This is a genomic window from Nocardia sp. CA-136227 (assembly GCF_050955695.1).
Taxonomy (GTDB): Bacteria; Actinomycetota; Actinomycetes; order Mycobacteriales; family Mycobacteriaceae; genus Nocardia.
Genome location: NZ_CP192081.1, coordinates 3,063,356 through 3,089,781 on the forward strand (window position 1 = coordinate 3,063,356; position 26,426 = coordinate 3,089,781).

General features: G+C 69.5%; 28 protein-coding genes. 14 read left to right on the forward strand and 14 right to left on the reverse strand.

What is annotated here, in order from left to right; genetic code table 11:
* Positions 1–35 precede the first annotated feature (35 nt).
* From ACQP06_RS14110 to ACQP06_RS14125, 4 genes are all read left to right on the forward strand, one after another.
* On the forward strand, positions 36–488 hold the full coding sequence (locus ACQP06_RS14110; RefSeq protein ID WP_433672623.1) for a MaoC family dehydratase: 453 nt from the start codon (positions 36–38) through the stop codon (positions 486–488).
* A complete protein-coding gene (locus tag ACQP06_RS14115; RefSeq protein WP_433672624.1) occupies positions 488–1,531 on the forward strand; it encodes a phosphotransferase family protein in 1,044 nt (347 codons plus the stop codon). Before ACQP06_RS14110 ends, ACQP06_RS14115 begins: the two co-directional genes overlap by 1 nt.
* A gap of 387 nt (positions 1,532–1,918) precedes the next feature.
* Positions 1,919–3,151: an acyl-CoA dehydrogenase family protein gene (locus ACQP06_RS14120; protein WP_433672625.1), complete on the forward strand. Its 1,233-nt coding sequence runs from the start codon at positions 1,919–1,921 to the stop codon at positions 3,149–3,151.
* Between the two features lie 41 nt (positions 3,152–3,192).
* A complete protein-coding gene (locus ACQP06_RS14125; RefSeq protein ID WP_433672626.1) occupies positions 3,193–3,792 on the forward strand; it encodes a TetR family transcriptional regulator in 600 nt (199 codons plus the stop codon).
* A gap of 1 nt (position 3,793) precedes the next feature.
* Here ACQP06_RS14125 and ACQP06_RS14130 read toward each other — a convergent pair whose 3' ends face one another.
* Positions 3,794–4,984 carry an Ig-like domain-containing protein gene (locus tag ACQP06_RS14130; RefSeq protein WP_433672627.1) on the reverse strand — a complete coding sequence of 397 codons (1,191 nt, stop codon included), beginning with the start codon at positions 4,982–4,984 and terminating at the stop codon, positions 3,794–3,796.
* Positions 4,985–5,134: 150 nt separating this feature from the next.
* Entirely contained in the window at positions 5,135–5,620 is a 486-nt protein-coding gene (locus ACQP06_RS14135; protein WP_433672628.1) for a DUF4232 domain-containing protein, read from the reverse strand.
* A gap of 417 nt (positions 5,621–6,037) precedes the next feature.
* Between ACQP06_RS14135 and ACQP06_RS14140 the strand changes: the two genes are divergently transcribed.
* The 3 genes from ACQP06_RS14140 to ACQP06_RS14150 all read left to right on the forward strand — a co-directional run bounded on the left by ACQP06_RS14140 (position 6,038) and on the right by ACQP06_RS14150 (position 8,553).
* A complete protein-coding gene (locus ACQP06_RS14140; RefSeq protein WP_433672629.1) occupies positions 6,038–6,877 on the forward strand; it encodes a helix-turn-helix transcriptional regulator in 840 nt (279 codons plus the stop codon).
* 39 nt (positions 6,878–6,916) lie between these two features.
* Positions 6,917–7,777, forward strand: coding sequence for a universal stress protein (locus ACQP06_RS14145; protein WP_433672630.1), 861 nt, complete (start codon positions 6,917–6,919; stop codon positions 7,775–7,777).
* Between the two features lie 161 nt (positions 7,778–7,938).
* The gene (locus tag ACQP06_RS14150; protein WP_357083833.1) at positions 7,939–8,553 is read left to right on the forward strand and encodes a hypothetical protein; all 615 of its coding nucleotides are present in this window, start codon (positions 7,939–7,941) and stop codon (positions 8,551–8,553) included.
* Between the two features lie 29 nt (positions 8,554–8,582).
* Here ACQP06_RS14150 and ACQP06_RS14155 read toward each other — a convergent pair whose 3' ends face one another.
* Positions 8,583–9,017, reverse strand: coding sequence for a hypothetical protein (locus ACQP06_RS14155; protein WP_433672631.1), 435 nt, complete (start codon positions 9,015–9,017; stop codon positions 8,583–8,585).
* 341 nt (positions 9,018–9,358) lie between these two features.
* Between ACQP06_RS14155 and ACQP06_RS14160 the strand changes: the two genes are divergently transcribed.
* Genes ACQP06_RS14160 through ACQP06_RS14175 form a run of 4 tightly spaced genes read left to right on the forward strand, consistent with a single transcriptional unit; the run spans position 9,359 to position 12,841 of the window.
* Positions 9,359–10,267 carry an ATP-binding cassette domain-containing protein gene (locus ACQP06_RS14160; RefSeq protein ID WP_433672632.1) on the forward strand — a complete coding sequence of 303 codons (909 nt, stop codon included), beginning with the start codon at positions 9,359–9,361 and terminating at the stop codon, positions 10,265–10,267.
* Positions 10,268–10,298: 31 nt separating this feature from the next.
* Positions 10,299–11,000 carry an ABC transporter permease gene (locus ACQP06_RS14165; RefSeq protein WP_433672633.1) on the forward strand — a complete coding sequence of 234 codons (702 nt, stop codon included), beginning with the start codon at positions 10,299–10,301 and terminating at the stop codon, positions 10,998–11,000.
* A 28-nt stretch (positions 11,001–11,028) separates the two neighbouring features.
* Complete coding sequence (locus ACQP06_RS14170; protein ID WP_433672634.1) at positions 11,029–12,156, forward strand: sensor histidine kinase; 1,128 nt, start codon at positions 11,029–11,031, stop codon at positions 12,154–12,156.
* Positions 12,157–12,193: 37 nt separating this feature from the next.
* Complete coding sequence (locus tag ACQP06_RS14175) at positions 12,194–12,841, forward strand: response regulator (RefSeq protein ID WP_433672635.1); 648 nt, start codon at positions 12,194–12,196, stop codon at positions 12,839–12,841.
* Positions 12,842–12,853: 12 nt separating this feature from the next.
* Here ACQP06_RS14175 and ACQP06_RS14180 read toward each other — a convergent pair whose 3' ends face one another.
* Complete coding sequence (locus tag ACQP06_RS14180) at positions 12,854–13,474, reverse strand: class I SAM-dependent methyltransferase (protein WP_433672636.1); 621 nt, start codon at positions 13,472–13,474, stop codon at positions 12,854–12,856.
* 214 nt (positions 13,475–13,688) lie between these two features.
* Here ACQP06_RS14180 and ACQP06_RS14185 point away from each other — a divergent pair, with 214 nt between their 5' ends.
* Positions 13,689–15,245: an amino acid permease gene (locus ACQP06_RS14185; protein WP_433672637.1), complete on the forward strand. Its 1,557-nt coding sequence runs from the start codon at positions 13,689–13,691 to the stop codon at positions 15,243–15,245.
* On the opposite strand, the gene ACQP06_RS14190 is transcribed toward ACQP06_RS14185, so the two are convergent.
* From ACQP06_RS14190 to ACQP06_RS14230, 9 genes are all read right to left on the reverse strand, one after another.
* On the reverse strand, positions 15,246–16,025 hold the full coding sequence (locus tag ACQP06_RS14190) for a 3-oxoacyl-ACP reductase (protein WP_433673317.1): 780 nt from the start codon (positions 16,023–16,025) through the stop codon (positions 15,246–15,248).
* A gap of 22 nt (positions 16,026–16,047) precedes the next feature.
* The gene (locus ACQP06_RS14195; RefSeq protein WP_433672638.1) at positions 16,048–17,409 is read right to left on the reverse strand and encodes an aldehyde dehydrogenase family protein; all 1,362 of its coding nucleotides are present in this window, start codon (positions 17,407–17,409) and stop codon (positions 16,048–16,050) included.
* Positions 17,406–18,149: a gamma-glutamyl-gamma-aminobutyrate hydrolase family protein gene (locus tag ACQP06_RS14200; RefSeq protein ID WP_433672639.1), complete on the reverse strand. Its 744-nt coding sequence runs from the start codon at positions 18,147–18,149 to the stop codon at positions 17,406–17,408. The genes ACQP06_RS14195 and ACQP06_RS14200 overlap by 4 nt, the downstream gene beginning before the upstream one ends.
* Positions 18,130–19,485, reverse strand: coding sequence for a glutamine synthetase family protein (locus ACQP06_RS14205; RefSeq protein WP_433672640.1), 1,356 nt, complete (start codon positions 19,483–19,485; stop codon positions 18,130–18,132). Before ACQP06_RS14205 ends, ACQP06_RS14200 begins: the two co-directional genes overlap by 20 nt.
* Positions 19,486–19,663: 178 nt before the next feature.
* On the reverse strand, positions 19,664–20,212 hold the full coding sequence (locus tag ACQP06_RS14210; RefSeq protein ID WP_433672641.1) for a hypothetical protein: 549 nt from the start codon (positions 20,210–20,212) through the stop codon (positions 19,664–19,666).
* A complete protein-coding gene (locus tag ACQP06_RS14215; protein ID WP_433672642.1) occupies positions 20,209–21,330 on the reverse strand; it encodes a hypothetical protein in 1,122 nt (373 codons plus the stop codon). The genes ACQP06_RS14210 and ACQP06_RS14215 overlap by 4 nt, the downstream gene beginning before the upstream one ends.
* Positions 21,331–21,359: 29 nt before the next feature.
* On the reverse strand, positions 21,360–21,767 hold the full coding sequence (locus ACQP06_RS14220) for a FixH family protein (protein ID WP_433672643.1): 408 nt from the start codon (positions 21,765–21,767) through the stop codon (positions 21,360–21,362).
* A complete protein-coding gene (locus tag ACQP06_RS14225; RefSeq protein WP_433672644.1) occupies positions 21,764–23,203 on the reverse strand; it encodes a hypothetical protein in 1,440 nt (479 codons plus the stop codon). The genes ACQP06_RS14220 and ACQP06_RS14225 overlap by 4 nt, the downstream gene beginning before the upstream one ends.
* Positions 23,204–23,308: 105 nt before the next feature.
* Positions 23,309–23,734, reverse strand: a complete 426-nt coding sequence (locus tag ACQP06_RS14230) for a hypothetical protein (RefSeq protein ID WP_433672645.1) — start codon at positions 23,732–23,734, stop codon at positions 23,309–23,311.
* 150 nt (positions 23,735–23,884) lie between these two features.
* Here ACQP06_RS14230 and ACQP06_RS14235 point away from each other — a divergent pair, with 150 nt between their 5' ends.
* Positions 23,885–24,511, forward strand: coding sequence for a TetR/AcrR family transcriptional regulator (locus ACQP06_RS14235; RefSeq protein ID WP_433672646.1), 627 nt, complete (start codon positions 23,885–23,887; stop codon positions 24,509–24,511).
* Between the two features lie 4 nt (positions 24,512–24,515).
* Here ACQP06_RS14235 and ACQP06_RS14240 read toward each other — a convergent pair whose 3' ends face one another.
* On the reverse strand, positions 24,516–25,448 hold the full coding sequence (locus ACQP06_RS14240) for an alpha/beta fold hydrolase (protein WP_433672647.1): 933 nt from the start codon (positions 25,446–25,448) through the stop codon (positions 24,516–24,518).
* A gap of 151 nt (positions 25,449–25,599) precedes the next feature.
* Here ACQP06_RS14240 and ACQP06_RS14245 point away from each other — a divergent pair, with 151 nt between their 5' ends.
* Positions 25,600–26,424 (forward strand): SDR family oxidoreductase, encoded by an 825-nt coding sequence (locus ACQP06_RS14245; protein WP_379274361.1) that lies wholly within the window; start codon positions 25,600–25,602, stop codon positions 26,422–26,424.
* The last annotated feature ends 2 nt before the right edge of the window (positions 26,425–26,426 follow it).

The following is a 26,426-nucleotide window of genomic DNA, read 5'->3' on the forward strand; positions in this document are numbered from 1 at the left end:
GGCGCAGCGCAATCGGAACGGAAGGAACGCGAGCGATGCAGGTATTCGAGGGTTTGCCCGAGCTGGAGAAGGCGGTCGGCACCCATCTGGGGTACAGCGACTGGCATACGGTGACTCAGCTTCAGATCGACATGTTCGCCGACGCCACCGGCGACCACCAGTGGATCCACGTCGACCCCGAGCGGGCCGCCGCGGGACCCTTCGGGGCGACCGTGGCGCACGGCTTCCTGACCCTGTCGCTGCTCCCGATGCTCGCTCACAGCGTCTACGTCGTGGAGGGGCTGTCGATGGGAATCAACTACGGGACCAACAAGGTTCGGTTCCCTGCCCCGGTGCCGGTGGGCTCCCGGGTCCGGGCCGGAGTGGAGCTGGTGTCGCTGACTCCGGCGAACGCGGGCGTGCAACTGGTCTCGCGGGTCACCGTGGAGATCGACGGCTCCGCCAAACCGGCCTGCGTCGCCGAGCACGTCGCCCTGCTGGTGCCGTAATGAGCGCGCCGAACAGCGCCCCGGCGGGCGGCGAGCTGCCCGGGCTGGACCTGACCCGGCTCGCCACGTGGCTGGAAGGCGCCCGGCCCGGCTTCGCGGCCGGGCCGCTGGCCGGACGGCTCATCTCCGGCGGCCGCTCCAACCTCACCTATGTGGTGGGAGACGGTGTCTCCGAATGGATCCTGCGCCGCCCGCCGCTGGGGCACGTGCTGGCCACCGCGCACGATATGGGCCGCGAGTTCCGGGTCATGAGCGCTCTGGCCGACACCGCCGTCCCGGTCCCGCGCACCTACGTGCTGTGCACCGATCCCGATATCCTGGGCGCGCCGTTCTATCTCATGGAAAACGTTGCGGGCGTGCCCTATCGGGAGGCGGCCGAACTCGAGGCGCTCGGACCGAAGCGCGCCCGTGTGATCTCCGAGGGCATGGTCGACGCGCTGGCCGCACTGCACAGCGTCGACCCGGAATCGGTGGGGCTCGGGGACTTCGGGAAGGCGAGCGGCTTCCTGACCCGGCAGGTGCACCGCTGGAAGAAGCAGCTCGACGCCTCCTACACCCGCGATCTGCCCACCGCCGAAGCGCTCTACGCGCTGCTCGCCGCGGAGCAGCCCGAGCAGTCGCCCGACGGCATCGTGCACGGCGACTACCGGCTCGACAACGTCCTCGTCGACGCCCAGGACCGGGTGGCCGCCGTCGTCGACTGGGAGATGGCCACCGTCGGCGACCCGCTCACCGACGTCGCCCTGCTGACGCTGTATCAGCGACTGGGCGATCTGGGTGTGCCCGGCGACATGTCCGGCGCCCCCGGCTATCTCACCGAGGCCGAGACCCTCGCCCGCTACGCCGAACACAGCGGCCGCGACCTCGCGAACTTCGGGTTCTACCAGGGACTGGCCGCCTTCAAACTGGCCGCCATCCTCGAAGGCATCCACTACCGCTACCTGCACGGCCAGACCGTGGGCGCCGGATTCGACACCATCGGCGACGCCGTCGAACCCCTGCTGGGAGCCGGGATCGACGCCGTCGCGGAGCGCGGCCGATGACCGGCACGGTCCGAGACGAACCCCGGCGCGCGGTGGAAGCCCGGCTCCGTACGTCGAGCGCGCCGAGGTAGACCGGATCGGTCTGGGCAGCGCAGGGCGTCACCGCGCGACGCTCGCCACCCGGATCGATCCGCCGATGGCGGGGCACGGAGCCGGGGACCGGGTACATCCGACTCCGGCCGCTCCGCCCGAAGCGGTGCCGTGACACCCGGTGTCACGGCACCGTTTTTCGTCTCCGCTCAGCTGTCAGGCCGAATCAGTGAATGGCGAAAGCTGTTGGTGCACAACCTGAATAGCGCGCCCCAGAACCATACTTGAATCCGGAATCAAGTTCGGATAGCGTACCTGGCGAGACAGTAACCACTGTGTGCGACCCACGATCAGGAGTTGTCGATGTTCGAGCTGTCGGAGCGGGCCCGCGGATACCGGGACGAGCTGCTCGCCTTCATGGACGAGCGCGTCTATCCGGCCGAAGCGGTGTACGAGGCGCAGATGGCGGAATCCAAAGATCCGCACTTCCATCCGCCGGTGCTCGAGGAGCTCAAGACCGAGGCCCGCAAGCGCGGCCTGTGGAACCTCTTCCACCCGCACCCGGAGTGGGGCCCGGGCCTGACCAACCTGGAGTACGCGCACCTGGCCGAGATCATGGGCCGCAGTGTGGTTCTCGCGCCCGAGGCCACCAACTGCAACGCCCCCGACACCGGCAATATGGAGGTGCTGACCCTGTTCGGCACCCCCGAACACCAGGAACAGTGGCTGCGCCCGCTGCTCGACGGCGAGATCCGCTCGGCGTTCGCCATGACCGAACCCGCGGTCGCCAGCTCCGACGCCACCAATATCCAGCTGCGCATGGAACGCGACGGCGACGAGTACGTGCTCAACGGCCGCAAATGGTGGACCTCCAACGCCCTGCACAAGAACTGCAAGGTCATGATCGTGATGGGCAAGACCGATCCCGACGCCCCCACCCACCGTCAGCAGTCGATGATGGTCGTGCCCATGGACACCCCCGGCGTCACCGTGCTGCGCGGACTGCCGGTCTTCGGCTACCAGGACCGCGAGGGCCACGCCGAAGTGCTCTTCGAGAACGTGCGCGTCCCCGTCACCGCCCTGCTCGCCGGTGAGGGCGACGGGTTCAGGATCAGCCAGGCCCGCCTGGGCCCCGGCCGCATCCACCACTGCATGCGCGCCGTCGGCATGGCCGAACGCGCCCTGGACCTGATGATCGACCGGGCGCAGTCGCGCGTCACCTTCGGCGAGCCGGTGGCCAATCGGGCCAATATCCAGGACTGGATCGCCGAGGCGCGCATCGAGATCAATATGGCCCGGCTGCTCACCCTGCAGGCCGCGTACCTGATGGACACCGTCGGCAACAAGGCCGCCCGCACCGAGATCGCCGCCATCAAGGTCGCGGCCCCGAACGTTGCGCTGAAGGTGATCGACCGCGCCATCCAGGTGCACGGCGGCGCCGGCGTCTCCGACGACTTCCCGCTCGCCAGCATGTACGCCCACATGCGCACCCTGCGCCTGGCCGACGGACCCGACGAGGTGCACAAGCGTTCCATCGCCCAGTGGGAACTGCGCCGTCGCGACCCCGAGTGGGGAAAGCGCGCCCGCTAGCCGCGCGCCGGAAGTTCTCCGGTGGCTGCGAGACTGTACCGGTGACCGGATCAGAGGATCGCTCGCGCGCGGACGAGACGCGGGCACGGCTGCTGGACGCTGCGATCGTCGCCTTCGCCGAGCGCGGCTTCCACGGCTCCACCACCCGCGACATCACCTCGATCGCCGGATTGAGCACCGCGGCCATCTACGTGCACCACCGGTCCAAGGAGGAACTGCTCTACCAGGTTTCGCGCGCCGGGCACGAGAACACCCTGGCCCGGCTGCGCGACGCACTGTCCTCCTCCGACGACCCGGTGGAGCAATTGGTCGCGGTGATGCGCGATTTCGCCATCGACCACGCCCGCGGGCACACCGGCGCGCGGGTCGTGAACTACGAGCTCGCCGCCCTGAGCCCCGAGCATCAGCGCGAGATCAAGGACGTCCGCCGGGTCATCGACACCGAGATGCGGCAGCTCATCGAACGCGGCGTCGCGGCGGGCGTGTTCGACAACCCGAATCCGCGCATGGCCGCGGTGGCATTGCTGTCGCTGGGCATCGACCTGGCCCGCTGGTACCGCGACGACGGGCCGCTCTCGCCCGAGGAGATCGGCGACTACTACGTCGATCTCGCGCTGCGGATCGTCGGCGCGCGCCGCTAGCTCAGGACTGGGCCCGGCCCTGCTGCCACTCCGGCCACGGGATCGACCAGTCGCCGTTCTGCCAGATGTCGAGCGGTTCGCCGCCGGTATTGCGAACCTCCACCACATCGCCGGGGACGACGAAGTCGAAGAACCAGGTGGCGTCGGCGGGGGAGATGTTGAGGCAGCCGTGCGACACATTGGTATTGCCCTGCGCCCACATGCTCTGCGCCAGCTCGTGGACGTAGATGCCGTCGTGGCTGATCCGCACCGCGTGATGGATGGTGGTCCGGTAGCCGAGGCTGGTGTTGGTGGGCAGGCCGTAGGACGCCGAATCCATGATCACCGGGTCGGTGCGGTCCAGCACCGTGTAGGTGCCCGGCCGGGTCCAGAACGACAGCGTGCGCCCGCCGATCACCGCGCTGCCGCCCTTGCCCATCGACGTCGGCATGGAGCGCACCAGGTTTCCGTTGTCGAAGACGTCGATCATCTTGGTGTCGTCGTCGGCGATCGCCACGTGCGCCGCGCCGATGGTCACCGACACCCGCTGATCGCGTTGGCCGAACGCGCCGTCGCCGAGCGGGACGCCGAACAGGTCCGCCGTCACCGTGATCCGGGTGCCGGGTGCGTGATAGAGCTCGGGCCGCCAGTGCGCGTTGCGATCGTCGAGCCAGTACCAGGCCCCCGCGACGGCGGGCGCGGTCACGACTTTCAGCGCGGCTTCGGCGGCCACGCGGTCCACGGCCTCGGTGAAATGCGCGACGAGTACGAAACCGACGCCGTACGTGTCGTTTTCGGCGAGATCGACCTGATTCGCCGACTGCAGCGAGACGTCGACGATCCGATCGGGCCGGGGCGTCGTGTAATTCGCGGTCGCGGTGATGTCGCCGGACTCGCCCTTGGCCACGGCTTTCACCGTGTACGTGTGGCCGTAGCCGAGCGGTTCGGCGCTGACCCAGCTCTTGTGGTCGGCGGCCGGCGCGCCGGGCAGCGCGCGGCCGGTCTCGTCGAGCCATTCCACCGAGGTCAGGGTGCCGTCGGTGACGGTCACCGTGCCGGGCCCGCGGGCCGACACCGGCTGCGGCGCCGGCGCGGGCTCGAAATGGATCTTGGCGGGTGTGGGCGGCGCCGAATGGTCCCGGCCACAGCCCGCGAGTACCAGCCCGCTCGCTCCGGCGAATCCGAGCAGTAATTGACGGCGTCGCACTGCCATCGCGTGCCTCCTTCACCCGGTGCCGATGATCATGATCAGTGGATCAGCATTCGTCGGCGCGACGCGGCAGCCACGCCGACTGGCGGTGTCTCCACCGATCCGTCGTCCAACCGACACCATTTCTCGACACGCCGCCGGGGACAGGGGGAGTCAGGCGCGCAGCGGGCCGATGGTGACCGCGCCGGGCTGGTCGAAGGTGACCGAGCCGAGCTTGCGCCAATCCCAGTACAGGCGCAGCGGGCGAGTGTTGTCGGGCGGGGTGACGATCAGTTCGTTGGCGATCCAGTCGGTCGCGCCGAACTTGTAGGTGAGCGTGGCCGTCGCCGACCGTCCCGGGGCGAGCTCGATGGGGTGGCCGGTCGCGCCGTTGCGCACCGCGTGCTGTCCGGGCCGGCCCCACACCGCCAGGTCCACGCCCGGGTAGCCCTGCGTGCGGCAGGTCTGCGCGGAGACATTGCGCAGCGTGATGTTCGCGGTGCGCAGGTTGGAGCCGAGCTGCTCGCCCGCGGTGACCGAGGCCTGGATCCGCGAGGTGGTGCACCACGGCGCGGTCGCGCCGGCGGCGCCGGTGAACGCGGCGGTCGAGCCCGCCAGCGCCGCGGCGGCGAGGGCGAGGGTCAGAATCCGGTATCGCATGATGTCGTCCCTTGATCGTTCGGTACCGGTGGTCGTTCGGTACGACCCGAGATTCGCCGCGCCCACCAACAACCGACCAATGGCCCGCTAATGCCCGCGCGGAATACCGGCTCCCGCAGCCGGTTTCGTCGATCGCGCACAGGTTGCCGCTCACATCGCGGGCAGCGGATTCGGGCCTAGCAGGGCGTATCCACCCGGCAGATCGTTGCAGTAGGGGGCTGGACACAAAGTGAGTACCGCCTGGTCCGTCAATTTCCGCCGGTCACGGGCGCATTTTCTGTCCGAAACTGTAAATCCGCAGCTCTGCCCCTATTTCTGCCGGATTCCCCACTTGCCGACCGGGTAGCAGGCTGCTAGGAAGTAGCCACATGTTCAGGGTCCATCCATGGCGGATGGGCGAATTCCGGGGGCGGGATGATGACCGAGTCGACCATCGGCGGCGCAGGGCATGAGCATCGTGGCGGGGTCCACGACCCCGGCCCACCCGCGCCGCCGAATTTCGGCGGCACGCTGCGGCGACTGCGCGAGCGGCGGGGAATCTCGCGGGAACGGCTGGCCTTCGGGGCGGGGGTGAGCGCCAGCTACATCACCCGGATGGAACGCGGGGAACGCGGCCGCCCCACCGAACAGGTGCTCACCGCCATGGTCCGCTACCTGGACCAGGTCGCCCGCCTGACCATGGCCGAATACCGGCATCTGCACGACCTCGCGGCGCTCGGGCAGCACGCCCCGCCGCGCGACGAGTTGCCGCTGACCCCGGCCATGCTGGACATCCTCGACGTCCATCTGCCGCATCCCGCGGCCTATCTCGACCGTCGCCTGAATGTGCTGGCCGCCAACGCCGTCCATCTGCGCACGTTCCCCGGCCTCGGCGACGACGGCAATTTCCTGCACTGGATGCTCACCGACGATCTCGCGCGTCACGTCCTCGTCGACTGGAACGGCTCGCTGCGCCATGCCATCTCGACCCTGCGCGGGCTGCTGGCCATGGACGAGGGCGAGACCGAGGAGGACGCGCGGGTGCTGGCCGAACTCGGGCGCTTCGAGCCGTTCCGGCGGATCTGGACCGGCGATCATCGCATTCTCACCGGCGCGCCCACGGTCATGCGGCTGCGTGACTCGGTGACCGGGGTGCCGTATTCCCTGATGTGGCAGATCCTGCGGGATCAGTCGGCGACCATGAGCCCGGGGCAGCCGATCTTCGTGGTCGGACTGCCCACGGCGAGTCAGCCGCAAGACCGGGTGGTCGGTCCGTAGGATCGCCCGGGGAGGGGGCCTGGGAGGAGGCGGAACGCGGTGCCTGCCAACAGTCTCGACCGGTCGATCGTGGTGGGCGTCGATGCCTCCGAATCCGCACTGGACGCGGTGCGCTGGGCCGCGGTCGACGCCGCCCTGCGGGGCGCGCCGCTGCACCTGGTGTTCGCGGTGCCCCCGGTCGCCGACGCGCCCCTGGACGAGAGTCCCGTCCGGCTGCTGCACGACCGGCTGCGCGACACCGCCCAGGCGGCACTCGACAATGCCGCGGAGATCGCCCGGAAAGCGGTGGGAGACCGGCCGGTTCCCGATATCCGCACCTTCCTCGTCGACGAGCCCGCGGTGACCGTGCTCTCGGGGCTGGCCGAGACCGCCTACTTCGTGGTGGTCGGCGTGCGCGGCATGAGCGCCTACCACCGCAGCCTGCTCGGCTCGGTGAGCACCGGCGTGGCGCGGCACGCGCAGGGGCCGGTGGTGGTGGTTCCCGGTGGGACCGAGCCGATTTCGGACCGTCCGGTCGTCGTCGGGGTCGATGGGTCGGCGCACAGCGTCCGCGCGCTCGAGATCGCCTTCGACGAGGCCTCGCGGCGCGCTGTGCCGCTGCTGGCGGTGCACGTGTGGGAAGAACTGTCCGGCGACACCCGCAGCCACGCCGACGCCGTGGAACTGCTGGCCGGCATGCTGGAGCGCAATGCCGCCGAATTCCCGGGCGTCGAGGTGAAAACCCTTGTCATGGAGGGGCATCCGGCCCGCATCCTGCTCGATGCCGCCGCGGGAGCGCAATTGCTGGTGGTCGGCAGTCACGGCACCCGCGGATATCCGGGGATGGCGCTCGGATCGACCGGTCACGCGTTGCTGCACGGCAGTGAATGCCCCATCGCGCTGGTCCGACTGCGCAATTGACCCGCTTCCCGGGTGATTTCGCCGCGACATCGCGGTACGGCCTACAAAACCGGTGCGGATGTAACCGTTTCGCCAGGAATCAGACACCCCAGCAATTTCTGGGTACATCCTGCTGAAGCCGGGCTCGCCCCGGAGGCAAGACAATTCAGAGAGTTACGACCATGCGTAGAGCAACGGCGCTCTTCGCCGCATTACTGTTGGCCATCCTTTTTTCCATCACACACCTGACGGCTCCGCGGGCCCATGCCGATGACTGCACCGGCGATTGGGCCATCGGCATCGGCGGACTGGGCGACAACACCTCGTCCATCTTCGCACCGTTCGTGAATCAACCGGTGGGTTACAACTCCGCCGACCCGATGTCGGGGTTGAACGAACTCAACCGGTTGTTCTGGCAGCATCGCAACGAATGTCCCGGCGACCACATCCGGTTGATCGGGCACAGCGAGGGCGCGGGTCTCGTCCACGCCTGGGTCACCGCACACCAGGACGTCGACAACGCCAATGCCATTCTGCTGTCGGATCCCAAGCGGGCTCCGGGTCCGGGTTGGGGCGGTTTGTCCTCCACGCCCGGCAGCGGCATCATCGGCTACCCGCTCGCGGGCGTCGACGACTGGTTCGGCGGCTTCCCGGTCCTGACGGTGTGCAACCACGACGACCAGATCTGCGACACCTCGGCCGGCTGGTGGGGCTACCTCTTCGGAGGCGCCCATGGTCGTTACGATTTCAATGTCTGGGACTACGGCGACTGGGATTCCGGCGTCTGGTACCGGTGACATCGGTCATCGAACGAATCCGAAGGGGATCAGTAGCCGAAAGGCTCTGGTCCCCTTTGGCTGAACCCGTGCCCCATCGAAGTGCACACGGCCGCACCGGAATAGGTGATCTGACAGGTCGCTCCGGCGAAGGAGACCGAGAATTGCGGATCGTGCCCGCTCACCTGCGCGATGGGCGCCAGCGCCGGATTACCGCCCGGCAGTGTGTGACTGCCGTTGGAGTTCCACTCCGGATGCGCCGGGGCCGCGGTCGAATCGATGACGATCGCGGGCACATTCGGCAGCGGCACCTGCGCGCCGAGGTAGAGCACATTCATGACGGCGGCCGGGACCATGAGGTCGCATCCCACCGCGCCGTCCGCGGCGATGGAACAGTTCCACCCGCCCAGGCTGAAATATTGAGCATCCCCGACCTGCACCGGGCCGCCCGCCGTGTCGGCGGCCGCACCCCCGGCTCCTGACAAACCGGCAACAATCCCGAGAATGCCCCCGCAAACCCATGCGACGGAAACCTTCACAGTTCTGGACACGCCATCTCCCTGATGCGCGAAGAAGAGTTAATGGGTCGAATCGACCATAGAGAAAACGTATCACTCCAGGCTGTGGGCCCGGAGTTCTGTCGAGGGGGCTAACCACAATTGCGCCCTGCTTTTCGCATCCGTGCGAACCGCGAAAGGCTCCGGGTAAGCCGAAAGTGGTACACGGCCGTGTGCCGTCGTCTGATTTCCGGGCCGCGCCCACCCGGCAATCTCGGAGAGGACAGGCGGCGCACCGGGCGTCGCTCTCCGAAGACGAGGTGAGCGGAATGATTCAGGCGCGCGGGCTGGGCAAGCGCTACGGCGACGTGACGGCGGTGCACGAGCTGTCCTTCGACGTGCCGCCGGGCGTGGTGACCGGGTTCCTGGGCCCCAATGGCGCGGGCAAGTCCACCACCATGCGGCTCATGCTGGGGCTCGACCACGGCAGCGGGCGCACCCTGTTCGACGGGCAGACCTACGCCGAACTCGCCGATCCGCTGCGCTCGGTCGGCGTCATGCTCGACGCCCGCGCCGTGCACCCCAAGCGCAACGCCATCGCGCACCTGCAGATGATCGCCGACGGCGCGGGCATCGGGCGGGCCCGGGTCGAGGAGGTACTGGGCCAGGTCGGACTGTGCGATGTGGCCGGGAAGCGGGCCGGCGGTTTCAGCCTCGGCATGCGGCAGCGGCTCGGGCTCGCGGTCGCGCTGCTGGGCGATCCGGCGACCGTCATCCTCGACGAGCCCGCCAACGGCCTGGACCCCGAGGGCGTGCGCTGGCTGCGTGATCTGCTCAAAGGCCTGGCGCGCCAGGGCCGCACCGTATTCGTCTCCTCGCATCTGCTCAACGAGATGGCGCACCTGGCGGATTCGCTGGTGGTCATCGGCGGCGGTCGGCTGCTGGCCGCGGAGTCGGTGCGCGAGTTCATCGGCCGCAATTCCGCCTCCAGCGTCGTGGCCCGCACCGACCGGCCGCTCGAACTGGCGCACCTGCTGGGCCGCAATGGGTTCCGGGCGCGCGTCGAGGCCGACGGCGCGGTGCGGGTGGACGGCGACGACCGCCAGGCCATCGCGGCCGTCGCCATGCGGGCCGGACTGCTCGTCACCGAGCTGACCCAGGCCCGCAGCAGCCTCGAGGACGCCTACTTCCACGCCACCGCCGAGGCCGCCCAGTACCGCAGCCACGTCGCGGTCTGACCGCCCGCATCCTCCGAAGGGAATCACTCCGATGCTCAACGCCATTCGCTACGAAGTCACCCGGCTCGCGACGGTCCGCTCGACCTGGGTGCTGCTCGCCGCCGGACTCGCCCTGCAAGGGGTCATCGCCTACTTCTCCGCGATGCGCGAGTATGCCACCCCGAGCGAGCAGTTCACCGCCTCGACGTCGGGCCTGTCGCTGCTGCTGGGCGCGCTGTTCGCGACGGCGGTGGCCGTCAACGCCTTCGGCCACGAATACCGCTACGGCACCATCACCACCACCATGCTCACGTTGCGCCGCCCGGGCCGGGTGCTGGCCGCCAAGGCGGTGACCACCGGCGTGCTCGCCGCGGTCTACGGCGTCGCGCTGATCGGCGTGACCGTGCTGATCCAGCTGACGACCTCGCGGCTGCCCGCCGAAACCGCCGACATCACACGGGCATTCGCCGCCGCGCCGGTGTACGTCACCCTGGCCGCGCTGGCCGGGATGGGCATCGCCGCCGTGACCCGCAACGCCACCCTCGCCATGGTCGCCGCCATCGGCATCCCGACCGTCGCCGAGACCGGCGCGGTGCTGGCGGGCGCCAGCCCGAAGCTGATGCCCTTCCTGGCCGCCGGACAGCTGGTGACGCCCGGCAACGGCAATCCGGTCCTGCTCGCGCTGCCGCTGACCGCGCTGGCCGCCGGTTTGCTGGCAGTCGGCGGCGCCCTGCTCGCGCGCCGTGACGTGTAGGGATCGCGTGCCGACTAGGGTTGCCGGAATGAGCACGACACGACGGATCGGCCTGCTGATCCTCGATGTCGTGCTCGCCGTCGCTTTCGGGGCGGTCGGCTTCTCGGAGGTCCACACCTCGTCCATCGGCCTGTTGCCCGCCGCCGCGGGACCGGCGGTGGCGATCGTGGCCGGCGTCGCTCTGCTGTTCCGGCGCTACGAGCCCTTGGCGGTGCTGGCGGTCACGCTGCTGGCCCACGTGCTGGCCGGGGCGCTCGCGCCCGCGCTGCTCGCCCTGTACACCGTCGCCCGCCGCTACGGCACGCGGCGGCCGACCGCGCTGGCGTCGGCGGCCGCGCTGATCGTGGCCGTGGTGCCGTGGGGCGCGGGATCGTCGTGGGGGCTGTTCCTCGCGCGCGGCGCGATCATCGCCATAACCATGACCGTCCCGCTGCTGTACGGGCTGTGGACCAACCAGCGCGCCGAAACCCTTGCGGCCCTGCGTGAACGCGCCGAGCAGGCCGAACGCGAACAGGGCCTGCGCGCCGCCGCGGCCGTGGAAGCCGAGCGGCTGCGCATCGCGGGCGAGCTGCACGACATTGTCGCGCACCGGATCTCGCAGATCACCGTGCTGGCGGGCGCCCTGGAGGTCTCCGCCGACGGCAAGCCCGCCGAGATCGCGGGCACCATCCGCGCCACCGGATCCCTCGCGCTCACCGAGATGCGGGAGCTGCTCGGCGTCCTGCGCGCCCGTGACGGCGGGGAGGGCGCGCCGCTGCGACCCGCCCCCGACCTGTCCGCCATCGCCGAACTGATCGCGGAGGCGACGGAATCCGGGCAGCTGGTGGACCTGTCGACGCCGCCGGAGCTGCCGCCGGTGCCAGGGCCGGTGGGCCGGGCGGCCCATCGACTGGTGCGGGAGGCGCTGACCAATGCCGCCAAGCACGCGGCCGGGGCCGAGGTGCGGGTGGCGCTCACCGTGGACGGCGAACGCCTCGACGTGGACGTGCGCAACGGCCCCGGCGAGCGGACCGCGCTGGCCGCGGCGGGATCGGGCTTCGGGCTGCTCGGCATGCGGGAGCGGGTCGAACTCGCCGGGGGCACGGTGCATTCCGGGCCGTTGCCCTCGGGCGGCTATCGGGTGCACGCGAGCTTCCCGCTGGCGGTGGCGGAATGAGCGTTCGAACGAACAACGGTGCGGTGCGGGAGGTTTCGTGATCCGGGTGGTGCTGCTCGACGACGAGGAGCTGGTGCGCTCCGGCATCTCCATGATCCTGGAGGCGGGCGGCGGGATCGAGGTGGTGGCGCAGGACGGGGACGGACGGTCCATCGTGGACCTGGTCACCAAACACCGGCCCGACGTCGTCGTCACCGACATCCGGATGCCGCACGTGGACGGGCTGGAGGTGACCCGCCGCGTGCGCGCCCTGCCCGCACCGCCGGCGGTCGTCGTGCTGACCACCTTCGGTCTCGACGAATACGTCTATGCCGCACTGGAATCCGGTGCGGCCGGATTCCTGCTCAAGGACACCCCGCCCCGGGAACTCGCCCGCGCGGTCGAGGTGGTCGCCGCCGGTGACGCCATCCTGGCCCCCTCCATCACCAAACGCATGCTCACCGCGTTCACCCAGGGGCCCGGCGCGCAGCAGCCCGACGCCCTGGCCCAGCTCGAGACGCTCACCGACCGGGAACGCGAGGTCGCGCAAGCCGTCGCCACCGGCGCGGGCAATGCCGAGATCGCCCGCACCCTCCACATGAGCGAGTCGACCGTGAAGGTGCACATCAGCCGGGTCATCGCCAAGCTCGGGCTCGAGAACCGCACGCAGATCGCGATTCTCGTGCTCCGCGCCGGATTGGCCTGAGTGCGCGCCGGTTCAGAGCCGGGTCACCGCCGCGAGCCAGGCCGCCACGGGGGTGGGGTCGGGCAGGATGTCGAGCGTGGCGGGCTCGAGCGAGTCCAGCCGCCAGCCGTCGGCGAAGGCGGACTCGATATCGCCGCGGTGCAGGCGAAGCGGTCCCCAGGTGCCGGGCTGGCGGTCGCTGAAACCGAGCAGGAAGTAGCGGCCGCCGGGACGCAGGATGGCGGCCAGGCCGGCTACCAGGGCGGTACGGTCCGCGCCGTCGAAGAGGTGGAACAGGCCGCAGTCCAGGACCGTGTCGAAGGTTTCGCCGAGCGTCGGCAGTTCGAGGGCGCTGTGGCGGCGGAAGGTGGCCTTCAGGCCGCGGTCGGCGGCCTTGGCGCGGGCCATGTCCAACGCGTGGGCGGACTGGTCGATGCCGGTGGCGTCGAGGCCGTGACGCGCGGCGAGCAGGGCGTGTTCGCCGGTGCCGCACCCCAGGTCGAGCACCCGGCCGCGCAGTTCACCGGCGTCGGCGAGGTCCGCGAACGGGCGTTGCGGGCGGTCGATGTCCCAGGGCGGCTTGGTCGCGTAGAGGGTGTCGGCGGCGTCCGGGTCGTGGTACTCGGGGTGCGGATCGCGCGGGGGAGTTGTCACCGGAATCTCCTGCCGGGAGCGTGGTCGTGCGGGGACCCTTCGAATTTATCGAGACACCGTGTCTACGGTCAAGCTTCGTTGTCTCCGTGTGCCGGTCCGTCGACCTTACCGGGCGACCGGTTTCGGCGTTGACCCTGCGGACCCAGCGGGATTGCCGCACACTGGGCTCCTGGCAAACGCCGTGTGAGGGCGGCGTTTTCACTCGGGAGTGCCCATGACCGCAACCCAGTCTCGATCCGATGATGACGAACGGCGGCTCGCCGAACTCGGCTACAAACAGGAATTGGCCCGATCCTGGTCGGGATTCTCGAATTTCGCGATCAGCTTCACCATTGTCTCCATTCTCACCGGCGGCCTGGCCAGCTACGGAATCGGACTCGCCAACGGCGGGCCCATCACCATGGCGTGGGGCTGGCCGCTGGTCTCGGTGATGGTGCTGTTCGTGGGCCTGGCCATGGCCGAATTGGCCTCGGCCTACCCGACTTCCGGCGGCCTGTACTGGTGGGCGTCGGAACTGGGCGGGCCGGTGTGGGGCTGGTTCACCGGATGGTTCAACCTGATCGGGCAGATCGCGGTGACCGCCGCGATCGATTACGGCGCGGCTATTTTCACCACCGCCGTGCTCAATGTGATCGGCATCGACATCGGCACTGACCGCACCGCCATCTTCCTGGTGTTCTCCGGAATCCTGGTGCTGCACGCGGTGCTGAACGTGATCGGCCCGCACCTGTCGGCGGTCATCAACAATGTGTCGGCCTGGTGGCATGTGGGCGGTGTCGCCATGTTCGTGGTGGTGCTGGGATTCGGTGCGCAACACCATCAGAGCATCGGGTTCGTGTTCACCAAGACGGTCGACAACAGTGCCGTGGGCTTCGGCGGGGTGGCGTTCAGTTTCCTGCTCGGATTGCTGCACGCGCAGTACACGTTCACCGGATACGACGCCTCGGCGCACATGTCGGAGGAAACCCACGACGCGTCGCGGATGGCGGCCAAGGGGATCATCAACACCATCGTGGTGTCGGCGGTCGCGGGCTATCTGCTCATCATGGCGGTGACGTTCGCGATCCCGAATCTCGACGACGCTCTGGACCCGGCCAAGAACAGCGGATATCCGGTCATCTACATCCTGCAGAATTCCCTGAATTCGTTCTGGTCCGGGCTGCTGCTGATCATCGCCGCCATCGCCCAATTGTTCTGCGGCTACGCCTCGGTGACCGCGGCCTCGCGCATGCTGTTCGCCTTCGCCCGCGACGGCGCGGTGCCGGGATCCAAGCTGTGGGCGACGCTGTCGTCGCGGCGGGTGCCGGTGAACGCGGTCGTCTTCGTGTCGGTGTTCGCGTTCATCCTGCTGATTCCGTCGATGCTGGTGCCCGCCGCCAACGCCCCGACCGCCTATGCCGCGGCGACTTCGGTGGCCACCATCGGGCTCTACATCGCCTACGGGATTCCGGTGCTGCTGCGGCTGTTGCGCGGGGATCGATTCCAGGCCGGGCCGTGGCAGCTCGGGCGCTGGTACCGGCCGGTCGGGATCATCGCCTTGATCTGGATCGTGCTGATCAGCGTGCTGTTCATCCTGCCGACCGACGACCACGGATATCCGTGGGTGGACGGATTCACCTGGAACTCGGTGAATTACGCGCCCATCACCCTCGTCGGGGTGGTCGGCGCGATCGCCGTCTGGTGGTTCGCCTCGGCCCGGCGCTGGTTCACCGGGCCCAAGCGGACCGTGGAGGAGCCGCCGGAGGCCGAGGAGGCCCCCGTCAGCGCCTGACTACAGCGGGGTGACGTACGCCCCGGAGATGCCGCCGTCGACCAGGAACTGCGAGGCGGTGATGAAGGAGGAATCGTCGCTGGCGAGGAAGGCCACGGCGGCGGCGATCTCCTCCGGCTCGGCGAACCGGCCCGTCGGAATGTGCACCAGCCGGCGGGCGGCGCGCTCCGGGTCCTTCGCGAACAGCTCTTGCAGCAGGGGAGTGTTGACCGGTCCGGGGCACAGCGCGTTCACGCGAATCCCCTGGCGCGCGAACTGCACTCCCAGTTCGCGGCTCATGGCCAGCACGCCGCCCTTGGAGGCGGTGTAGGAGATCTGCGAGGTGGCCGCGCCCATCACCGCCACGAACGACGCGGTATTGATGACCGAGCCCTTACCGCGCTCGAGCATGTGCTCGATGGCGTACTTGCTGCACAGATACACCGAGGTCAGATTGACCTCCTGCACGCGCCGCCAGGCGTCGATACCGGTGGTGAGGATCGAATCGTCGTCCGGCGGTGAGATGCCCGCGTTGTTGAAGGCGATGTCGAGGCCGCCGTAGGTGTCCACGGCGGTCTGGAACATGGCCCGCACCTGGTCCTCGTCGGTGACGTCGACCTTCACGTAGAGCCCGCCGACCTCGACCGCGGCGGCCTCGCCGGCGACCGGGTCGATATCGCCGACCACGACCTTGGCGCCCTCCTGGGCGAACCGGCGGACGGTGGCGAGTCCGATGCCGCTGCCGCCGCCGGTGACGACCGCGACCCGATCCTGTAAGCGCTGCAACGTATCTCCTTCGATTGATGGATGTCGGCGGTGCGGGTTATTCGGTGGCGAGGAAGACGTTCTTGGTCTCGGTGAAGGCCCTCGCCGCGTCGGGGCCCAGCTCGCGGCCCAGACCGGACTGCTTGAATCCGCCGAACGGCGTCCAATACCGCACGGAGGAATGGGAATTCACCGACAGGTTCCCCGCCTCGACGCCACGCGCCACGCGCAGGGCGCGGCCGACGTCGGAGGTCCAGATCGAGCCGGACAGACCGTACTCGGTGTCATTGGCGATGCGCAGGGCGTCGGCCTCGTCGTCGAACGGGAGCACCGCGACGACCGGTCCGAACACTTCCTCGGTGAGCACCCGGTCGGTGGGGGAGGTGGGCAGCACGACCGTTGGCGGGAACCAGAATCCGGGACCGTCGGGGCGGGCGCCGGTGAACGCCACCTTGGTCGACGGTTCCAGGAATCCGGCGACGCGATCGCGGTGGGCGGCGGAGATGAGCGGGCCCATCTCGGTGGACTCGTCACCCGGATCGCCGACCCGCACGCCCCGCACGGCCGGTTCGAGGAGTTCGAGGAAGCGGTCGAAGACGCTGCGCTGCACCAGGATCCGGGAGCGGGCGCAACAGTCCTGCCCGGCATTGTCGAACACACCGTAGGGCGCGGTGGCGGCGGCGCGCTCCAGGTCGGCGTCGGCGAACACGATATTGGCGCTCTTGCCGCCCAGCTCGAGGGTCACCCGCTTCACCTGGTCGGCGCAACCGGCCATGATCTGCTTGCCCACCTCGGTGGAGCCGGTGAACACCACCTTGCGCACGGCCGGATGCGTGACGAAGCGCGCCCCGACCACCGAGCCGCGGCCTGGGATCACCTGGAAGACATGCTCGGGCAGGCCCGCTTCCAGGGCCAGCTCGCCGAGCCGGATCGCGGTGAGCGGGGTGAGCTCGGCGGGCTTGAGCACCACCGTGTTCCCGGCCGCGAGCGCCGGCCCGAAGCCCCACGCCGCGATCGGCATCGGGAAGTTCCAGGGCACGATGATGCCGACGACTCCGAGCGGTTCGCAGAAGGTGATGTTCACCCCGCCCGCGACCGGAATCTGATTGCCCATCAACCGTTCCGGCATACCCGCGCTGTAGTGCAGCACATCGCGGACATTGCCGGCCTCCCAGCGGGCATTGCCGATGGTGTGGCCCGCATTGCTCACCTCGAGCCGGGCGAGCTGTTCGATCTCGGCGTCGACCGCCTCGGCGAAGCGGCGCAGCAGTCGCGCCCGATCGCCGGGGGAGACGGCCCGCCAGCCGGCCGACGCGCGGTGGGCGCGTTCGATGGCGGCGTCGGTGGCGGCCGCGTCGGCCGCCTCGATGGTGGCCACCACGGTCTCGGTGGCGGGGTTGACGACGTCGGTCGTGGTCACCGGTTGCGCTCCTTCGCGTACTGTGCGGCCTGATCGACGAGGGCCCGCATGAGGCGGGTCTCGGTCGCGTTCTCCTCCGGATGCCATTGCACGCCCAGCAGGAACGGTCCGTCGCGGGTCTCGGCAGCCTCGATGATGCCGTCCTGGGCGTGGGCGGCGACGGTGAGTTCGGGGGCGAGCGTGTCGATGGCCTGATGGTGGTGGCAGTGCGTCTTCAACTCCGGTCCGGTGATCTCCGCCAGCCGGGTGCCCGGCACAGTGGTGACGGTCGTGACCGTGAAGACGCCGGGCGTGCGGGAATGATCGGTGTGGCCGACCACATCCGGGACGTGCTGGTGCATCGTGCCGCCCAGGGCGGCGTTCACGAGCTGGAGTCCGCGGCAGATCGCCAGGATCGGCAGACCGGCCTCCCGGGCCAGCTCGAACAGCCCGAATTCCGATTCGTCGCGGTCGAGCCGCGGTCGGCCCGTCTCGGGGTGGGGTGCCGCCCCGTAGCGGGCCGGGTCCAGGTCCGCGCCGCCGGTGAGGACCAGGCCGTCGAGGCGCTCGATCAGCTCAGGCCGCGCGGAGCCGGTGGGCGGCAACAGGACCGGAATCCCGCCCGCCCGCTCGGTCAGGTCCACGTAGGTGCGCGCCAGCACGGCGGCGTCCACGTCCCAGTGGCCGAAGCGGGTGCGTTCGGAGTAGGTGGGCAGGCCGATGATCGGCCGCGGTGCGGGGTCAGAGTCGTTCGAAGCCACGGATGCGCTCCCAGTCGGTCACCGCCGCATCGTAAGCGTCCAGCTCGACCTGTGCGGCATTGCGGTAATGCCGCACCACGTCCGCGCCGAACGCCTGCTGGGCGACCTTGCTCTCGCCGAACAGCTGCGCGGCCTCGCGCAGGGTCTTCGGTACCCGCGGGCGGTTGGAGCTGTAGGCGTTGCCGTGGAACTCCGGCTCCAGGGGGAGCTGCTGGTCGATACCGTGCAGGCCCGCGGCGATGACCGCCGCGACGGCCAGGTACGGGTTCACGTCGCCGCCGGGGATGCGGTTCTCCAAACGCAGCGACGGGCCGTGTCCGACGGTGCGCAGGGCGCAGGTGCGATTGTCGCGGCCCCAGGCCAGCGCGGTCGGGGCGAAGCTACCGGCCTGGAAGCGCTTGTAGGAGTTGATGTTCGGGGCCAGGAAATAAGTGAGGTCCCGTAGGGAGTCCAGCTGTCCGGCGATGAAGTGCCGCATCAGCTTCGAGGGGCCGTCGCCGTCGGTGAACACCGGATCGCCGCCCGCATTGCGCAGGCTGATGTGAATGTGGCAGGAATTGCCTTCCCGCTCATTGTATTTCGCCATGAAGGTGATGCTGCGGCCGTCCTGCGCCGCGATCTCCTTCGCGCCGGTCTTGTAGATGCTGTGGTTGTCGCAGGTGACCAGCGCCTCGTCGTAGCGGAATGCGATCTCGTGCTGACCCGGGTTGCATTCGCCCTTGGCCGACTCGACATACATTCCCGCGCCGGACATTTCGGTGCGGATGCGGCGCAGCAAGGGTTCGATGCGGGCGGTGCCGAGCATCGAATAGTCGACGTTGTACTGGTTGGCGGGAGTCAGGTCCCGGTAGCCGCTACGGAACGCGGACTCGTAGGTGTCGTCGAAGACGAGGAACTCGAGTTCGGTGCCGACGTAGGCGTACAACCCGTGCTCGGCCAGGCGATCCAGCTGCGCGCGCAGCACCTGCCGGGGGGAGGCGGAGACCGGTTGTCCGTGGTCGCCGTGGGAGTCGACCTGCTCGACATCGCACAGCACCAGCGCGGTGCCGGGCAGCCAGGGCAGCAGCCGCAGGGTGCTCAGGTCCGGGCGCAGTACGAAGTCGCCGTAGCCGGTGTCCCAGGACGACATGTCGTACCCGTCGACGGTGGTCATCTCCACATCCACGGCGAGCAGATAGTCGCAGGCCTCGGTGGCGTGGTTCAGCACTTCCTCCACGAAATACCGTGCCGAGCAACGTTTTCCCTGCAACCTGCCCTGCATGTCGGTCATGGCGACCAGCACCGTGTCCACGGTGCCCGCCTCGACCCTGGCCACCAGGTCCGTCACGCTCAACATCCCGGCCCGCATCTTCGACCCCTCTCGACGCCAACGTGATCACGCTAGGCGAATGGGACCGCGCCTGCAGTCGATACACGCAGAGATCATCGGCGTGTCACAAAGCCGAGAAGACCGAGGGCGAGCGGGGCGCTCCGCCGGTAGCCCCGCGCGGGCGTCGGGACTACCGGGCAGGGCGTCACACCGGCTGCAGGGCCGGGGTCGGGCGGCGGTTGCGACGCCAGGCGTGAACGAGGAACGCGATCAGGCCGATCAGGGGGAGGGTGCTGATCGCCCAGCTGATTCCCAGTGGTGGGCCGGGCTGTTCGAGCACCTGGAGGTTGGCCAGGTCGCCTTCACCGCGGCCCTGGGGGCCGTCGATGACGAAATGGAACTTCCAGGTGCCCTCTTGGTCGAGGGAGCGGACATCCAGGCCCCACACGTCGCGTTTGCGCGGGTGCCGGGAAAGGGGTTCGGCGCGACGGACTTTGCCGTTCGGCTGGTATTCGGTGAGGGTGCCGGTCTTGTCGTCGACACCGCCGTCGGGGATGAAGGTGAAGTCCAGGGATTGCATGGCGCGCAGGGGCCATTCGCTGAAGCCGACGGTGATCGAATAGGGACCGGCCTGCACGTGTTCGGTGTGCACGATGTTCACCGGTTGATACGCCGACGCCGTGCCCGCGGTGGCCGCGGTCAGTCCGATGATCGCGAAAAGCGTTGCGGCGAGGGTGACGAGGCGGTTGATCATGCGCTGACCTTCTCGGAGGGGGCGGCCAGACGCAGCATCTCGCCGAACGGGCGGCCCAGGTACCCGGCCAGCCCGCCGAGCGCGGCGGCCGCGATGGTGGTGGCCACGATGACCGCGGCCCGGGGGAGGTGGGCGTCGTAGATGATGATCTGCTGGACGGGGTTGAAGCCGCCGATGATTGCCCCGCCGATCGCGCCGGCGAGGACGGGCAGCAGGCGGGCCCGGGCGTCGGCGCGGCGCAGCAGCAGGTCGATCACGACGCCGACGACGATCAGGCAGAACGGGATGAGCGCCGGGGTCGCCGGAATGCCCCGAATGTGTTCGCGCATGGGCAATCCCACGAAATCGGCGTAGGTCCGGGCCGCCCACGGCGCGAACCACCAGAACACGCCCTGGGTCAGGGAGGCGAAGATCGCGGTGATGGTCGCGCCCCACCGTTCGAAGCCGGCGCCGACCACCATCAGCAGGATCACCATGAACGCGGTGACGGCCACGGTCCACCGCACCGACCCGGTGCTGAGCCGCTGCACCGCCAGCGCGGTGACGGTGCTCGACGTCGCCAGATGCGCCAGCGCGAACAGCGCGCCCACCCGGCCCCACCGGTGCGCCCGCGCTGCCGCGAACACGATCACCGTGCCGACCGAGATCACCGTGCTGGACAGGAACAACCCGATGTGCGGCGGCGAGTCGATGATGGCGTCGAACCCGTAGAGGCTGTGCCACCACAGATCCCACAGCCCGTACAGCAGGAACGAGGCCGCGCCGAGGGCGGCCACCATGTACCCGAGCGGCGCGGTGAACGTGCGGCCGAATACGCCGATTCCGGGACCGCCCAGCTCGCCGTCCACCCGGCGGCCCGCGCGACCGGCGGCGGTGGTGATGAGAATGACTGTCAGACCGGTGAATCCGGCCACCGCCGCACTGGCGTAGATGAACAGGTGCGGCAGCGTGAAGAAGGTGTCGGGTCCGACATCGGTGTGCCACTGGATGTCCCAGGTGGACCCGACGGCGAAGGTCATACTGGCGGCGAACAGGATCGCCGCGGGTAGCCAGGGGCGGACGGTGATCGGTGCGGTCGCTTCGGCGGTGAGCCCGCGACCATTGGCGGTGAGGTCCATGTGCTGCTCCTGATCCTCTTTCCTTCGATTCAATTGGCTTGAACGGAGAAGACGGCGCTCCCGGAACCCGGTGCGCCGGAAAGCTTCACGGCGATCTCCCACTGCCCGGGCATCGGCAGCGTCACCGTCGCGCGGTAATGGCCCGGCGTCACCACCGTGGCGGCGCTCGGCGGGAGGGCATGCCCCATCTGCGGCATGGCGGGCTCCACCGACACCTTGTCCGGCGTCGCGGCCGTGCCCTGGGCGTCGGTGATCTCGAGATCGACGGTGTTGTCACCGGCGTGCGCGGACCCGCCGGACACCCGCAGCTCCACCTGATAGGGCCCGGCGGCGCTGCGGGACACCGAGGGCGCGGCATCGGCGGGCCACCACAGCCACGCCGCGACCGCCGCCAGGACGGCGACGACGGCCACGATCACTCCGGTGCGCTTGGTCATTGCGGAACCCCCGCTCGAACGTCGACGGTGGCCGGAACGGTCATCACCGAGTAGCCGCGCTCGGCCTGCGCCCACACCAGGTACCGGCCGGGCAGTGGAAAAGTGAAGGTGAACGCCACATTCGGGCCGAACGCGGCCACGGTCTCGTCGGGCGGTTGCGAGCCGACGGCGGGCAGCGGGGCCATGGCGTGCGCGTGCGCCCAGACGGGGACGGTGGCCGCGGCCGTTCCCGCGGGCACCCCCTCGGGCAGCGGGCCCACCGCGATGAGATGACCGACCATGCCCAGCCACGGCTGGAGATCGGCCGGACCGCCGAATGCGGCGGTGAGCGTGGTGGGTTCACCCGAGACCGCCTCGGTCGTGGTCAGTGTGGCCCCGCTCGGCGCGACGCCCCGGCCATCGGCCGGACCGGAGTCGCCCCGGCCGCTGATCCGCAGCGCCGAGCGCAGCAATTGCACGCCGCCACCGCGCCGCGCGATCTCGGCGGCCACCGCGTAATCACCGGATTCGATGGACCCCAGACTGACCCGATACTCGCCGGGTGCGACCCGGATCGGATGCCGGTGCCACAGCCGACCCGAGGGCCCGACCACCATCAGATGCAGGAGCGCGTCATCGCTGACCAGCAGGTCGTCCACCGGCCGCCCCGTCGCCGAGTCGGTCAGCGACAGCGCGAGCTCGGCTGGTTTGCCCGTGTCGGCGGGCTGCGCGCGCACCGTCAGATTGGCCGGGGGCCGTGAGTAATTCGTGGTCAGCGGCAGCTCCCGCTCCGGATAGGGATTTCCGATATTGCCCGAGGTCGGATCGAGCAGACTGCCCGCGGGCCGCGGCTGCGGCGCGTGCGAGGACAACACCGCCCCGGTCGTGCCCACCGTCACCGCGGCGATCAGCGCACCCACCGGGATCAGGGTCGGCCACCCCCGCTTGGAGAGCAGTGCGGTGCCCAAGGCCACCAGCAGCAGTGCTCCGGCCGCGAAGAATCCCCCGTAGGCCGCTCGCTCCCAGGGCGTCACGACCCGCGCGGCGACGAGGAACGGAATCCGCGCGGTGCGTTCGCCATCGGAGACGGTCAACTCCCACGGTCCCGCGTGATCCACCCGCAGGGTCGCGGCGTAGATACCGGGCCGACCCCCGAGCTCGACAGTCCCCGTGGACGTCTCGCCCCCGCGATCGACGGGCGTCGCGGTGAGCGCGAGCTTCCCCGGCGCTGTTCCCGCGTGCGTCACGACTTCGACTCGCAGGGGCCCGGCCTCGGCCCGCCGCACCACAACGGTCAGCTCGCGGGCCCCGAGCGATTGCGCCACGGTCAGATCGCCGCCGCTCACGGCCCCGTCGGCCCGGGCCTGCGGCGCGAACCAGGAACCCAGCAGGGACACGCAGAGCACACCGAATATCAGGCCCACCCCGCGCAGACGAACGTTCAACGGCGGCTGCACCGTTCCGAACCTACCGAAAACCGCCGCCCGGGAAATCCCACCCGCGGGGGATATCGCCTCAGGGCGGTATCGGGGTAAACGCGATCATCAGGGGTGGAAGGCCGCCTATGACAGGTGGTTTCGAAGCCAGCCGGGCCCGACCGTTGTCGCGCCGAGGGATTCGACCCGCGACCGCAGTCCGCGATCGGCCGTCACCACCGTGATCGAGGGCATGGGATCGGAGCCCCCGACCTCGGCGGCCACCACCTCGACGATCGTGTCGTCGCCGGACCCGCCGGCCAGCACCACGCGCAATCCCGCCGACCCGCTCTCACCGTCGGCGGCCTGCCCGTCATCGCCCCGGGCGGCGGCCTTGGCCGCGCCCTCCAGCACCACGATGATCCGCGTCGACCCGGGCAGTCGCGTCCGCAGCTCACCCAGCTCGCCGAGCAGCCGCCGCGCCGCCCCGGCCCGGTCGCGCCACCATCCGTCCGGCCGCGACCCGACCACATTGGCGGCGTCCACCACGATCACCTGCGAGGCTTCCTGCATCCGCCCAGTCTCCACCCGACCCGCCGCCGAACGGCGGATGGGCGGGCGCGTGCCGTCCTGTGCTGTCCGGCCCGCCCGTATTGATACGGTTGCTGCCTGGAGAATCATCCGCGAAACGACAGGCAGTGATCAGTTTTGGCGTCCGAATCGATGGCAGGCGAGAGTGCGTCGCGGCGGGCCGCGCCGCCCACCCGGCGTGGACAGCGGACCCGGGGTGCGCTGATCGCGGCCGCCCGGGAGGTGTTCGAGCGGGACGGCTACCTGGACGCCAAGATCGCCGACATCTCCAAGACGGCGGGTATGGCGGCCGGATCCTTCTACACCTACTTCGACAGCAAGGAAGAGATCTTCGCCGCGCTGGTCGAGCAGGTGTCGGAGGAGATGCTGCATCCGCACGTGCGAGAGCGCAGTGGGATCACCGATCCGCGCGCCCTGATCGAGGCGGCCAACCGCGATTACCTGTTGTCCTACAAGCGCAATGCCCGGCTCATGGCCCTGTTCGAACAGGTCGCCCAGATCGACGAGAACTTCCGGCGCATGCGGATGGAACGCGGGAAGGCGTTCGCGCAGCGCAATGCGCGCATGATTCGCGAACTACAGGAGTCCGGGCAGGCCAGCGCCGACCTGGATCCGATGATCACCGCGCACGCGCTGTCATCCATGGTGAGCCGGATGGCGTCGATGGTTTTCGTTCAGAAGCAACGGATTCCGTTCGAGAAGCTGGTCACCACCCTGACCCAGCTGTGGGTGAACGCGCTGCAACTGAAGACGGACTGACCGGTCAGCCCAGGCCACGCGCGAACTCGAGCAACGCGGCATTGACCTCCTCGGGCCGCTGCTGCTGAATCCAGTGGCCCGCGCCGTCGAGGATGATCGAGCCCCGCAGATCACCGAGCATGCCGGCCATCTTGTGCATCGGCGTGAAACGGATGACCGGATCGGTCGACCCGGCGATGAACAGTGACGGGCAGTCGATCTTCGCGCCGTCCAGGTGCGCGGTCAGCTCCCAGGTCAGATCGAGGGTGCGGTAGTAGTTGAGCCCGCCGGTGAACCCGGTGCGGGTGAAAGCGTCCACGTAGTAATCGAATTCGGGTTCGCTCAGCCACGGCGGCAGCGGCGGTTCCGGCTCGCTGGTGTCCAGGAACGTGCTCGCGGTGACGATGTCGTCACGCAACAGCGTGCGCCGCACGTCCGCCGCCAGCACCGCGTCGGCGACGCCGGGTTCCTGGAACCACACCATGTAGAAGTCCTCGCCCAGCCGTTTGCGCATGATCGGCAGCGGCGGCGCTGACGAGCGCGGGGTGGCGGGCACGCTCAACCCCGCCACCGCCCGCACCCGCTCCGGGAACTCGCGGGCCAGATGCCACACCACCGACGCGCCCCAGTCGTGGCCCACGAAGATCGCGTCCTCGAGCCCGTACGCGTCCAGCAGCCCGACCAGATCCCGGCACACCGTGAGCAGGTCGTAGGCCTCGATCTCGGCCGGTCGGGAACTGCCGCCGTAGCCGCGCATATCCGGTGTCAGCGTCCGGAAGCCCGCCTCGGCCAGCGCGAACACCTGATGCCGCCACGAGAACCCGAGCTCCGGGAACCCGTGGCAGAAGATCACCGGCGCGCCCTCGCCGTGCTCGACCACCCGCAGTTCGATGCCATTGGTCGCGACCTGCCTGCTGCCCAGGCGATTCCACTCGTCCACCGGATGTGCTGTCCGCATCGGTTGTTCACCTCTCGAGACCGGGACGGTTGACGCCGGGGGAGTCATGAACTTGAATCCGACGCAGGGTTCATATTTCCATGAGCCGGCGCGTTCGATCCAGCCTCCGCTGGCGCGGATCGGCGGCCGGAATCGGCTGGAGGGAGCATTCGTGCAGGTCGCGGGTAAGAACGCCATCGTCACCGGAGGTGGCGGCGGCATCGGTGGGGCGATCGCCGCCCGGTTGGTGCGCGCTGGGGCGCGGGTGGTGGTGGCGGATCTGAACGCCGACGCGGCCGCGGCCGTGGTCGCCGCGCTGGAACCGGAATTCCCGGGCGCGGCGGTGGCGGTCGGGGCCGATGTGGCCGACGCCGATCGCATCGCCGAGCTCATCGCCCGCTGCGAGACCGAATTCGGGCCGGTGGACCTGTATTTCGCCAATGCGGGCGTCATGGGCGGGGTCGGGCTCGGCGACGACAAGGACTGGGGTGTCACGCTCGACGTGAACCTCAACGCGCACATCCGGGCGGCGCGGCTGCTGGTGCCCGGCTGGGTCGAACGCGGCGAGGGCTACTTCGTCAGCACCGCCTCGGCGGCGGGGCTGCTCACCCAGATCGGTTCGGCCGCATACTCGGTCACCAAGCACGCCGCCGTCGGATTCGCCGAATGGCTTTCGGTGACCTACGGCGACGCCGGGATCCGGGTCAGCTGCCTGTGCCCCATGGGCGTGGAGACCCCGCTGCTGCGCGCGGGCGAACACTCCGGCGACACCCTCGGCATGGCCGCCACCCGCGCGGTCACCTCGGCGGGCGCGGTCCTGACCCCCGACGAGGTCGGCGAACTGGTGCTGGCCGCCGTCGACGACGAACGCTTCCTGATCCTGCCGCACCCGGAAGTCCTCGACATGTACCGCCGCAAGGGCGCCGACTACGACCGCTGGCTGGCGGGCATGCGGCACTATCAGGCGCGACTGCTCGAGAGCGCGGGCGAGCAGTAGGG

Coding starts and splice junctions, on each gene's coding strand:
- ACQP06_RS14210 (WP_433672641.1), bottom strand. CDS start 20,212: ATGATCAACCGCCTCGTCACCCTCGCCGCAACGCTTTTCGCGATCATC.
- ACQP06_RS14135 (WP_433672628.1), bottom strand. CDS start 5,620: ATGCGATACCGGATTCTGACCCTCGCCCTCGCCGCCGCGGCGCTGGCG.
- ACQP06_RS14165 (WP_433672633.1), top strand. CDS start 10,299: ATGCTCAACGCCATTCGCTACGAAGTCACCCGGCTCGCGACGGTCCGC.
- ACQP06_RS14140 (WP_433672629.1), top strand. CDS start 6,038: ATGACCGAGTCGACCATCGGCGGCGCAGGGCATGAGCATCGTGGCGGG.
- ACQP06_RS14205 (WP_433672640.1), bottom strand. CDS start 19,485: ATGTTGAGCGTGACGGACCTGGTGGCCAGGGTCGAGGCGGGCACCGTG.
- ACQP06_RS14160 (WP_433672632.1), top strand. CDS start 9,359: ATGATTCAGGCGCGCGGGCTGGGCAAGCGCTACGGCGACGTGACGGCG.
- ACQP06_RS14110 (WP_433672623.1), top strand. CDS start 36: ATGCAGGTATTCGAGGGTTTGCCCGAGCTGGAGAAGGCGGTCGGCACC.
- ACQP06_RS14235 (WP_433672646.1), top strand. CDS start 23,885: ATGGCAGGCGAGAGTGCGTCGCGGCGGGCCGCGCCGCCCACCCGGCGT.
- ACQP06_RS14130 (WP_433672627.1), bottom strand. CDS start 4,984: ATGGCAGTGCGACGCCGTCAATTACTGCTCGGATTCGCCGGAGCGAGC.
- ACQP06_RS14220 (WP_433672643.1), bottom strand. CDS start 21,767: ATGACCAAGCGCACCGGAGTGATCGTGGCCGTCGTCGCCGTCCTGGCG.
- ACQP06_RS14170 (WP_433672634.1), top strand. CDS start 11,029: ATGAGCACGACACGACGGATCGGCCTGCTGATCCTCGATGTCGTGCTC.
- ACQP06_RS14240 (WP_433672647.1), bottom strand. CDS start 25,448: ATGCGGACAGCACATCCGGTGGACGAGTGGAATCGCCTGGGCAGCAGG.
- ACQP06_RS14230 (WP_433672645.1), bottom strand. CDS start 23,734: ATGCAGGAAGCCTCGCAGGTGATCGTGGTGGACGCCGCCAATGTGGTC.
- ACQP06_RS14215 (WP_433672642.1), bottom strand. CDS start 21,330: ATGGACCTCACCGCCAATGGTCGCGGGCTCACCGCCGAAGCGACCGCA.
- ACQP06_RS14185 (WP_433672637.1), top strand. CDS start 13,689: ATGACCGCAACCCAGTCTCGATCCGATGATGACGAACGGCGGCTCGCC.
- ACQP06_RS14150 (WP_357083833.1), top strand. CDS start 7,939: ATGCGTAGAGCAACGGCGCTCTTCGCCGCATTACTGTTGGCCATCCTT.
- ACQP06_RS14115 (WP_433672624.1), top strand. CDS start 488: ATGAGCGCGCCGAACAGCGCCCCGGCGGGCGGCGAGCTGCCCGGGCTG.